The sequence below is a fragment of the Blautia sp. 210820-DFI.6.14 genome (assembly GCF_020558815.1).
Taxonomy (GTDB): domain Bacteria; phylum Bacillota; class Clostridia; order Lachnospirales; family Lachnospiraceae; genus Blautia_A; species Blautia_A obeum.
Genome location: NZ_JAJCKS010000048.1, coordinates 1 through 10,429, shown reverse-complemented (window position 1 = coordinate 10,429; position 10,429 = coordinate 1). Strand labels below are relative to the sequence as shown.

The following is a 10,429-nucleotide window of genomic DNA, read 5'->3' as shown; positions in this document are numbered from 1 at the left end:
TTGAGCAAGAAGCCCCCACTTCAAAATCAGAGATTAAGTGGTGGGAGCATGTCACCGCTGGTCATTGACAAATAGTTGTATTCTGTTTACCATGGACAACAGATACAGAGATTTATCCAGTAGATATTCAAATAAAATGTGGATAAACATTTGAACGGGGAGGCCTGAAAATGAAGATAACAGAGCGATTGAATGTTCTTCGAGAGTTAATGAAAGAAAAAAAGATAGATGCCTATCTGGTGCCAACGGATGATTTTCATGGATCTGAATATGTGGGTGATTACTTTAAATGTAGAAAATATATCACAGGTTTTACAGGATCAGCGGGAACAGCTGTGATCATGCAGGACATGGCTGGGTTGTGGACCGATGGCAGATACTTTATTCAGGCGGCAGATCAGCTTCGTGGCAGTACGATTGAACTGTTCAGATCGGGTGAGCCGGGAGTACCGACGGTACATCAGTTTCTGGCAGAAAAGCTGGAAAAAAGTATGTGTCTGGGCTTTGATGGACGTACAGTCAGTGCAAAAGAAGCAGAAGAATTGGAGAAACTTCTGGAAGAAAAAAATATCACATTTGCTGTAAATGAGGATCTGATCGGAGAAATCTGGAGAGAACGTCCGGCACTTTCCTGTGAGCCGGTTATGGAGCTGGATGTGAAATGGGCGGGCGAATCAAGAAAGGATAAAATTGCAGGGATTCGAGAGCAGATGAAGGCAAAAAAGGCGAATATTTTTATTCTTACTTCACTTGATGATATCGCCTGGTTACTGAACATTCGCGGTAATGATATTCATTGTTGCCCGGTTGTTCTTTCTTATTTGATCATGACGGATACCGAGGTTCGATTATATGCAAACGCAGCTGCTTTTTCGGAAGAAATCTGTACAAATCTGGCAGATGATGGAGTAAAAATCTATCCGTATGAGGATGTCTATTCTTATGTTCAGACAATCTCAGAGGATAAAAAAATCCTGCTTTCCAAAGACAGTGTCAACAGCCGTCTGGTAAGTAATATTCCATGTAATGTGACGATTGTGGATGAGCCAAATCTGACACTTCTTCCGAAGGCAGTCAAAAATCAGACAGAAATGGACAACGAAAGAACTGCACATATCAAAGATGGTGTTGCAGTTACAAAATTCATTCGCTGGATGAAAACAAATGTGGCAAAAGAGAGGATTACAGAACTCGGCGCAGCAGAGAAATTATATCAGTTTCGCAGTGAGCAGGAGCATTTTATTGGAGATAGTTTTGATCCGATCATTGCCTATGGAAAGCATGCGGCAATTGTTCATTACAGTGCAACAGAGGAGACTGATATTCCATTAGAGGCCAGAGGGATGGTACTTGCAGATACTGGCGGACACTATCTGGAAGGTACGACCGATATCACAAGAACGATCGTATTGGGAACGGTCACAGAGAAAGAGAAGAAATATTTTACTGCAGTTCTGCGTGGAAATCTGAATCTCGCAGCTGCGAAATTTAAATACGGATGCACCGGATTAAACCTTGATTACCTTGCCAGAGGTCCGCTTTGGGAACTTGGCGAAGATTATAATCATGGTACCGGACATGGGGTAGGATATCTTCTGAATGTGCATGAAGGGCCTAACAGTTTCCGATGGAAAAATCTTCCGGGAAATCCGGCACCGGTGTTGGAAGAAGGTATGATTACATCCGATGAACCAGGATATTATCTGGAGAATGAATTTGGCATCCGTCATGAAAATCTTGTTTTATGTAAGAAGGCAGAAAAAACTCCTTTCGGGCAGTTTATGTGTTTTGAGTCACTGACTATGGTACCGTTTGACCTGGATGGAGTTGATCCGGAACAGATGTCGGACCGTGAACGAAAACTGCTGAACGAATATCACAAAAAAGTCTATGTTACCATAGCACCATATCTAGATGAGGAAGAAAAAGAATGGCTGAGACAGGCAACCAGAGAGATCTGACAAAGGGTGAAAAAACAAAATATCGACTGGCGAGAGCAATGAAAGAATGCATGAAAACGACGTCCGTAGAGAATATTACAGTCAAACAGATCACAGAGAAATGTGAACTTACCAGACAGACGTTTTACAGGAATTTTCTGGATAAATATGATCTGATCAACTGGTATTTTGATAAGCTGCTGGCAAAGTCTTTTGAGCATATGGGTCAGGGAAAAACCGTCTATGATGCACTGGTTAAAAAATTTACTTATATACAGGAGGAACAGAAATTCTTTTCAGCAGCATTTCGTTATGATGAGCAGAATTCTCTGCGACAGCATGATTTTGAGTTGATTCTGGCTTTTTATGAAAAGCTGATTTGTGAAAAAACTGGCAAATTTCCAGAGGAAAATGTTCTATTTCTTCTGGAAATGTACTGTAACAGTTCTATTTACATGACTGTCAAATGGGTGACAGGGGAGGTGACGTGTACACCGGAAGAGCTTGCGGAAAGACTTGTGGACGGTATGCCGGGGAAACTTGCAGAAGTATTTACAGGTCTTGAAATTCTGAATTGATAAGTGCTAAAATGCTGGAAATAAAGGAAATATGGACTATATATGTTTTCCGGCTAAAAATCATCTGGTGATTTTTACTGAATATAAATATCAAAAATTGGAACAAATCACGAAAGTTACAGAAAACGTTACACATGACGAATTCTGTAACTTTCTTTTTTATTAAAACATTGTTAATATAATAACAACTTGAAAGAAAAAACTGTGAGGAATTGATAAAAAGATACTCACGATTAATGTAGAAAGGGATGTATTTATCATGGCAAACAGAATTAATTTAAATGGAACGTCTTATCACGGAGCAGGAGCAATTGCTGAGATTGCAAATGAAGCAAAAGCTCATGCATTCAAGAAAGCATTTGTATGTTCTGACCCGGATCTGATTAAATTTAATGTAACAAGCAAAGTAACAGATGTTCTTGCAAAAGAAGGTCTGGAATACGAAATTTATTCTGATATCAAAGCAAATCCGACTATCCAGAATGTGCAGAATGGTGTAGCTGCATTCAAGAAATCCGGAGCGGATTATATTATCGCAATCGGTGGTGGTTCATCTATGGATACTGCAAAAGCAATCGGTATCATCATCGCAAATCCAGAGTTTGAAGATGTAAGAAGCCTGGAAGGCACAGCACCGACAAAGAATCCTTGTGTACCGATCATCGCAGTTCCGACAACCGCAGGTACAGCAGCGGAAGTTACAATCAACTACGTTATCACAGATGTTGAAAAGAAACGTAAATTTGTATGTGTTGACCCTCATGATATGCCGATCATCGCAGTTGTTGATCCGGAAATGATGTCTTCCATGCCTAAGGGACTGACTGCCTCAACAGGTATGGATGCCCTGACTCATGCAATCGAAGGTTACACCACAAAAGCCGCATGGGAAATGACAGATATGTTCCATCTGAAAGCAATTGAACTGATTTCCAAATCTCTTCGCGGAGCAGTTGATAACACCAAAGAAGGCCGTGAGGGAATGGCTCTTGGACAGTATATCGCAGGTATGGGATTTTCAAATGTAGGTCTTGGAATTGCACATTCCATGGCGCATACACTGGGTGCTGTTTATGATACACCACATGGTGTTGCTTGCGCTATGATGCTTCCGATCGTTATGGAATACAACCAGGAATGTACTGGTGAAAAATACCGTGAGATCGCACGTGCAATGGGTGTGAAAGATGTAGATTCCATGACACAGGATGAGTACAGAAAAGCAGCAATCGATGCAGTAAGAAAACTTTCTGTTGATGTTGGAATTCCGACAAAACTGGAAGCGATCAAAGAAGAAGATCTTCAGTTCCTGGCAGAATCTGCTCATGCAGATGCATGCGCACCGGGAAATCCGAAGGATGCAAGTGTAGAAGATCTGAAGGATCTGTTTAGAAAGATTATGTAATTTAAAAAAATTTAATCGTATGGGGAATCCTTTGAAAATTTCTCCTGGTGTTTCAGGAAGGGAGATTTTCGTGTGAAGGATTCCTCTTTTTGTCTTTGGGATTCTTGAGTTCTGGCTGTGTAATGGGGGAGGATTGTTCTGTTGTATGCCATACTATGGGTAAACGAAAGATTGGATGACCACAGTAGAAGTAAATATATTCCATGCAGGATACGACACGAACCTCGTACCTATCCATGCTTTTGGCAAAATAAAATATGTAAATTTGCGTCCCTTTTGGCGTTTCTGGCGTCTAATAAGTAGAAGCACATAAATGAAAGCTTTTACACAACATTTCCTGATGACCGGTCAGAGACAGGAGAATGGAGAAATCAATGAACAATGAATTTTTGATACGAAGGGCAAAGAAAGACGACAAAGATGCCTTCTGCAGGCTGATGGATGAGCATTTGCAGTGCATGTATAAGATGGCATCTGCATATCTCAAAAACGATGAAGATGTTGCCGATGCGATCCAGGATACCATTCTTTCCTGCTATGAAAACCTGAGAAGTCTGAAGCAGAACAGATATTTCAAGACCTGGATGCTTCGGATTCTGATCAATAAATGTAAGGATATTCTGAAGCAGAAGAAACAGGTCACCTACATGGACCAGATGCCGGAGACTCCTTTTTACGAGGAAGAATATGCTGCAAAAGAGTGGGCACAGATGCTGGAACCGCTGGATAATAAATATCGTCTGGTGATCCTTCTGTACTATATGGAAGGGTTCAATATCCGGGAGATCAGTGACATCCTGGATATGAAAGAAAGCACTGTGAAATCGCGTCTTCAGAGAGGCAGAAAACAGGTTGCAGAATTGTATGAATATAAGGTCAGGGAGGGACGTGCCTAATGATGAGTCTTAATGATAATGAAAAGGATTTTCAGAAAAAACTTCAGGAAGAAACAGAAATACCGGTGATTGTACATGAGCGCGTGAATCAGGCATATCGTCTGATCGAAAATAACACTGCTGTGCAGAAAAGGGCGCCAAAAGAACCTTATCACTGGATGAAGCTCGGAGGAAGAATTGCAGGGGGAATGGCGGCAGTGCTTGCAGTCGGATTTATATTCTGTGCGGTGAATCCAGTCATGGCCAAAAATCTTCCGGTGGTTGGAGGACTCTTTGAAATGCTGCAGGATAATGTGAGCTTTTTCGGTGATTTTTCGGAGCATGCAACGACGTTGGAAGCCGTTGATACAACTGAGGCAGAAGGAACCGTGGCAGACCCTGAGTCAGACATAGAAGGAAATTCACCGGAAGATACTGAGGCGGGACAGGATATGACAAAAAAAGACACTGCATATACCAAGACGGCAGACAATCTGACGATCACATGCTCAGAAGTATACGCGAACAGTCAGGCGGTCTATATAACTATGCAGTTTAAGAGTGATAATCCATTTCCGAAGACAGAAACTTTGGCTGAAAGTGGAACACCGGTCATTGATCTGGATATGACTGGCGGTGTGGACTTTAATTCAGAAGCTAGTCCGGTGATCGACGGCCAGGTGGAAGGACAGTTTCTGGATGACAACACCTATGCATGCATTTTCCGTTATGATCTTGCTCAGGCGGCAAAAGACTATACGGAATATAATGAGAAATACGATGAAATGACACAGCAGGTACTGGATGAGATGGGAATTACAATGGATGATATGGATGATGAGACAGATGAAGGGTATGCGCTGCTGGAAGAATTTATCAATAAAGTGTCTGAGCGTGGTGGAGCATATCAGAAGTACATTAAAGAAATTGATATTCCAGATACCTTTAACCTGCATCTGGATATTACGAAGGTAAGAGGACTGGAAGCAAACTATCAGTGGTCAGAAGAGGATGAGAAAAAATATGGAACGGATGCTGGCTACTACAAATATGAAGGTGACTGGAGTTTCGATATCCCGGTTACGGTAGATGATTCCCAGACAGAAGTAATGGAACTCAACGATACAAACGATGAAGGTATTGGACTCAAATCTGTAATCCGTACACCATATGAGCTGACCGTAAATGAGCTTTATGAGGATGGCTCTGACAGTGACTGCTTTATGGTTGCACTTGATGCCAACGGAAATAAACTTCCATATAATGATTCAACTGGAAACTGCAATAATTTTACAATCCAGGACAGAGATATTTCCACCGTTGACATCTACATTCTGGATTATACTCAATACATGGATGAGCTGAAGGGACCGGATAATTACAACAATAACGAAAACAAACCGGAAGGTCAGAAATGGAGTGATCTTCTTGACCAGTATGCAAAATATCACAAGACCCTGCATTTTGACTGAATATAGTGTGTCAGATGTAACTGTCAGATAATATTATAGAATGAATGAAATAATAAGATAGTATTTTACTTTTTGGGTGGAAACGGGTATCATATGGGTAACAACGTTTTCACCCAAGGAGGAGATTATCATGAAGATAGGTTTTATCGGTTGTGGAAATATGGCAACAGCCATGTTAAAGGGAATTCTGAAAAGTGGAGAAGTGGCAGCGACAGATATGATCGCTTCTGCAAAATCAGATAAGACACGTAAAAAGATCGAGCAGGAACTTGGCATTCAGAAGGCAGATACTAACGCACAGGTTGTGGATTTTGCGGATGTAGTTTTTCTGGCAGTGAAGCCACAGTTTCTGGAAGGTGTTCTGAATGAAATTAAAGACAGTGTAAAAGAGGAACAGATTTTTATCTCTATTGCACCGGGTAAAACTATTCAGTGGTTTGCAGACAAGCTGGGCGAGAAGACAAAGGTTATCCGTACAATGCCAAATACACCGGCGATGGTCGGAGAAGGCATGACAGCTCTTTGTGTGAATGATCTTGTGACAGAGGAAGAGACAGCACTGGCAGTAAAACTCTGCAATACCTTCGGAAAGACAGAAGTGATCCCGGAGCATCTGATGGACGTAGTGGTAGGTGTTTCCGGAAGTTCCCCGGCATATGTGTTTATGTTCCTTGAGGCAATGGCAGATGCAGCAGTTGCAGATGGAATGCCGAGAGCACAGGCATACAAATTTGCCGCACAGGCTGTACTTGGAAGTGCGAAGCTGATGCTTGAGACCGGCAAACATCCGGGAGAACTCAAAGACATGGTATGCTCTCCGGCAGGAACGACAATTCAGGCAGTGCGTGTTCTGGAAGAAAAAGGTCTGCGCAGTGCAGTGATCGAGGCTCAGACTGCATGTGTGAAAAAAGCAAAAGGAATGTAAAATAAAATTTAAAATGACAGGCAGACACTTATCAATGCACAGAAGCATCCGGATGATACTGATAGGATCGCTGGGCGTGTTTTTTTATAATTATTTTTTGCTTCTTGGAACAGCACATCTCAAAGCACAGACAGCATTTGTGATAAATGAACTCTGGCCAGCACTGATCATCCTTCTTTCCTGCTGGATCCTGAAAGAAAAGATGAATCTGGGAAAAGCAGCTGCTGTTATTTTTTCTTTTCTTGGAATTCTGGTCGTTACAACAGACGGAAATCTGGCGGAATTTTCGCTGGGAGATTCCAGAGGTGTTTTTTATGCACTGATGGCGGCAGTGTGTTATGGCATGTACTGTACTTTAAATAAAAAAGAAATTTATGATAAGAATCTCAGTGTTATGATTTCCTATGCTGCAGGAACAATAACCGCATTTATACTTGTTCTCATACAGAGAAAGCTGACCATACCAACAGGAAGTCAGGCGGCGGGAATGCTCTGGAATGGAATTATATGTAATGCACTTCCATATCTTACATGGGCGTTGGCTCTTGATCTGGGAAATACAGCGGTGATTGCCAATCTGGCATATTTGACTCCGTTTGTGTCGCTGATTCTGACACATTTTGTTCTGGGAGAAAAGATTACCGTGTTTTCTGTTCTGGGTCTGGTACTGATCGTGACAGGCATTATTATACAGATGATAGTAAATAAAAAAATGGAGGCATCAGAGATATGATATATACGGTGACGTTTAATCCTTCTCTGGATTATATAGTAGGCGTTGATGAATTTAAAACAGGAAAAGTAAACAGAACAGCAGAGGAACTTATTTTGCCCGGAGGAAAGGGAATCAATGTGTCAATCGTACTTAAAAACCTGGGAATGGAAAGTATCCCACTTGGTTTTGCCGGTGGATTTACAGGAGAAGAGATTCACAGACTGCTGAAAGAGCGGAAGGTAGAAGAGCAGTTTGTGCGGGTAAAGAAAGGAATCTCAAGAATCAATGTAAAATTGCGTTCTCTGCAGGTGGGAGAGAATGGTGAAAAAACTGTATCAGAGGAATCTGAAATAAATGGTATGGGACCGGAAATCAGTGGAGAAGAACTGGAAATTTTTTATCAGCAGCTGGATGCTCTGCAAAAAGGGGACATCCTTGTTCTTGCCGGAAGTATTCCGACGGTTCTTCCATCTACGATCTACCGTGATATTATGAAACGTTTGCAGAAGCGAGAAGTTATGATCGTTGTGGATGCAACCAAAAATCTGCTGGTAAATGTACTGGAGTATCATCCGTTTCTGATCAAGCCAAATAATTATGAGCTTGGAGAAATTTTTGGTGTTACGTTGAGCACAAAAGAAGACGTTATTCTTTATGCAAAAAAACTGCAGGAAATGGGCGCTGCAAATGTACTGGTCTCTATGGCGGGAGATGGGGCAGTTCTTGTGGCGGAAGATGGATCCACTTACAAAAGTGAAGCACCGGAAGGTAAGGTAAAGAATTCTGTTGGTGCAGGAGATTCCATGGTAGCCGGATTTTTATATGGATATTTGAAGTCTGGTATATATGAAGATGCTTTTTATTATGGAGTCTGTACTGGAAGTGCAAGTGCTTTTTCAGAGAATCTTGCAACACGAGAAGAAGTGGATACACTGTTGAGGAATATAAAAAACAGAGCATAAATTAATTCAAGTCGAACAAAAAAAGAAATCTCCGTGTATGAAAAGGGAAAGAGAGGATTCATGCACGGAGATTCTTTTATCGAAACTCAGAAGTTAATTTAAAGATTAGTTACGGTTCAGACATTGTGACGATATTCATAAGGAAGAACTTTTGTCTGGTTAAAGCTCGGGCAGTCACGCACCCATTCCAGAGATTCTTTGATGATCGCTGTCTGCATTGGAATGTTGTTTGGTCAGCCATTATTTCTACAAATGGCAGTGATTATGTAAATATTTATAAATATTCACTGGATGATGTCAAAACCGGGATAGCCAAATGTAATGATACATATGAGGCCTGCTACCAGACAATTTATTCAGAGGGAAACAGTCTGTATATGGCAGTAGGATATGCAAAAGATGCAGATGACATCAGTGATGTCAGAAAATTTGTAGAGTATATTTCTTATCCGGGAAATCCGTCTCTTACGAGAGAGGCTGAAGAAAATGCAGCAGGAAATTCTGATAAGTCAGAGTCCGGTACTTCCAGCAAGAAGTCCGGAGGAGAGACAAACTCCTCTGATTCTGATACAGAAGAAAACGCTTCTGCAAGTTCATCAGACAGCAGTGATGATTCAGATATCCGTACTACTTCACCGATGACATTAGTTGACAGCGAGGGGAATACAATTGAAATCAATTATATTCTTCACAAAGATTATTCTTATGAATATCGTGGAGATGACGGAATGGAATATACGGATAACGGGGATGAAACCTATACAGACGAAAATGGAAATACCTACGCAGCTCTGAATGATGACACACATCATCTGGGACATACGCTGGAACAGCATGATCTTCAGGATGCAGGCGGCAATACTGTGACGGTTACAGAGACTACAAATGGTGATTATTATTTCCGTGACGACAATGGTACCGGATTTACGGACAACGGAGACGGAACATGGAGCGATGAGAATGGCAGTAATTATACTGAAATGAATTGATAGTAGAAAATATATCAGGAGGGTGGAAAAAGAGTGAAAAAAACATATCAGAGATTACCTGAATCAGAATTGGATATCATGCTTGTTCTTTGGAACGGAACTCCTCCGATGACCAGGCCGGAAATTGAAAAAGTAATCAATACAAAGAAAAAACTTGCATCGACAACAATCCTTTCACTGCTGACAAGACTGGAGAGTAAAAATTTTGTGGAAGTGACGAAACAGGGAAAATTAAACCTGTATACTCCATTGGTTTCGCAGTCGGATTATCAGGCACATGAGAGTCAGAGTGTTCTTGAAAAATTGTATGGAAATTCATTAAAAAAATTTGTCACATCACTTTATCAGGGGAAAAAAATCAGTTCTGAAGAAATTCATGAACTCAGCGATTTTCTCAAGGAGCTGGAGGACAGGGAGGAATAGCGAATTATGGAAGTTTTTGTTCTGCATATTCTGAAATTGAATATTATTGCAGCAGTTATAATTTTACTGGTCAAACTGCTTGCGATTCTGTTTAACATAACATAGCAAGAATTCTCCTTCCTCTATAGGTGGGAGATGAATTGTA

General features: G+C 41.1%; 10 protein-coding genes. All 10 read left to right on the top strand.

Annotated elements, in window-relative coordinates:
• The first annotated feature begins 170 nt into the window (after positions 1-170).
• Positions 171-1,961, top strand: a complete 1,791-nt coding sequence (locus tag LI112_RS17275; RefSeq protein WP_195968407.1) for an aminopeptidase P family protein — start codon at positions 171-173, stop codon at positions 1,959-1,961.
• On the top strand, positions 1,931-2,518 hold the full coding sequence (locus LI112_RS17270) for a TetR/AcrR family transcriptional regulator C-terminal domain-containing protein (protein ID WP_173904696.1): 588 nt from the start codon (positions 1,931-1,933) through the stop codon (positions 2,516-2,518). The genes LI112_RS17275 and LI112_RS17270 overlap by 31 nt, the downstream gene beginning before the upstream one ends.
• Positions 2,519-2,777: 259 nt before the next feature.
• Positions 2,778-3,923, top strand: coding sequence for a lactaldehyde reductase (gene fucO / locus LI112_RS17265; protein ID WP_227191163.1), 1,146 nt, complete (start codon positions 2,778-2,780; stop codon positions 3,921-3,923).
• A gap of 362 nt (positions 3,924-4,285) precedes the next feature.
• A complete protein-coding gene (locus LI112_RS17260) occupies positions 4,286-4,819 on the top strand; it encodes an RNA polymerase sigma factor (protein ID WP_227191162.1) in 534 nt (177 codons plus the stop codon).
• Positions 4,819-6,270, top strand: a complete 1,452-nt coding sequence (locus tag LI112_RS17255) for a DUF4179 domain-containing protein (RefSeq protein ID WP_227191161.1) — start codon at positions 4,819-4,821, stop codon at positions 6,268-6,270. Before LI112_RS17260 ends, LI112_RS17255 begins: the two co-directional genes overlap by 1 nt.
• 130 nt (positions 6,271-6,400) lie before the next feature.
• Positions 6,401-7,195: a pyrroline-5-carboxylate reductase gene (gene proC / locus LI112_RS17250; protein WP_227191160.1), complete on the top strand. Its 795-nt coding sequence runs from the start codon at positions 6,401-6,403 to the stop codon at positions 7,193-7,195.
• A 13-nt stretch (positions 7,196-7,208) separates the two neighbouring features.
• Positions 7,209-7,928, top strand: coding sequence for a DMT family transporter (locus tag LI112_RS17245; protein WP_319638647.1), 720 nt, complete (start codon positions 7,209-7,211; stop codon positions 7,926-7,928).
• A complete protein-coding gene (gene pfkB / locus LI112_RS17240) occupies positions 7,925-8,872 on the top strand; it encodes a 1-phosphofructokinase (protein WP_117592103.1) in 948 nt (315 codons plus the stop codon). The genes LI112_RS17245 and pfkB overlap by 4 nt, the downstream gene beginning before the upstream one ends.
• Before the next feature lie 125 nt (positions 8,873-8,997).
• Positions 8,998-9,861, top strand: coding sequence for a hypothetical protein (locus LI112_RS17235; RefSeq protein ID WP_227191158.1), 864 nt, complete (start codon positions 8,998-9,000; stop codon positions 9,859-9,861).
• A 33-nt stretch (positions 9,862-9,894) separates the two neighbouring features.
• Complete coding sequence (locus tag LI112_RS17230; RefSeq protein ID WP_118235851.1) at positions 9,895-10,284, top strand: BlaI/MecI/CopY family transcriptional regulator; 390 nt, start codon at positions 9,895-9,897, stop codon at positions 10,282-10,284.
• Positions 10,285-10,429 lie beyond the last annotated feature (145 nt).

Bases quoted from the DNA above. Each gene is read 5' to 3' on its own strand.
- LI112_RS17275 (WP_195968407.1), top strand. From the start codon at position 171: ATGAAGATAACAGAGCGATTGAATGTTCTTCGAGAGTTAATGAAAGAA.
- LI112_RS17270 (WP_173904696.1), top strand. From the start codon at position 1,931: ATGGCTGAGACAGGCAACCAGAGAGATCTGACAAAGGGTGAAAAAACA.
- fucO (WP_227191163.1), top strand. From the start codon at position 2,778: ATGGCAAACAGAATTAATTTAAATGGAACGTCTTATCACGGAGCAGGA.
- LI112_RS17260 (WP_227191162.1), top strand. From the start codon at position 4,286: ATGGAGAAATCAATGAACAATGAATTTTTGATACGAAGGGCAAAGAAA.
- LI112_RS17255 (WP_227191161.1), top strand. From the start codon at position 4,819: ATGATGAGTCTTAATGATAATGAAAAGGATTTTCAGAAAAAACTTCAG.
- proC (WP_227191160.1), top strand. From the start codon at position 6,401: ATGAAGATAGGTTTTATCGGTTGTGGAAATATGGCAACAGCCATGTTA.
- LI112_RS17245 (WP_319638647.1), top strand. From the start codon at position 7,209: ATGACAGGCAGACACTTATCAATGCACAGAAGCATCCGGATGATACTG.
- pfkB (WP_117592103.1), top strand. From the start codon at position 7,925: ATGATATATACGGTGACGTTTAATCCTTCTCTGGATTATATAGTAGGC.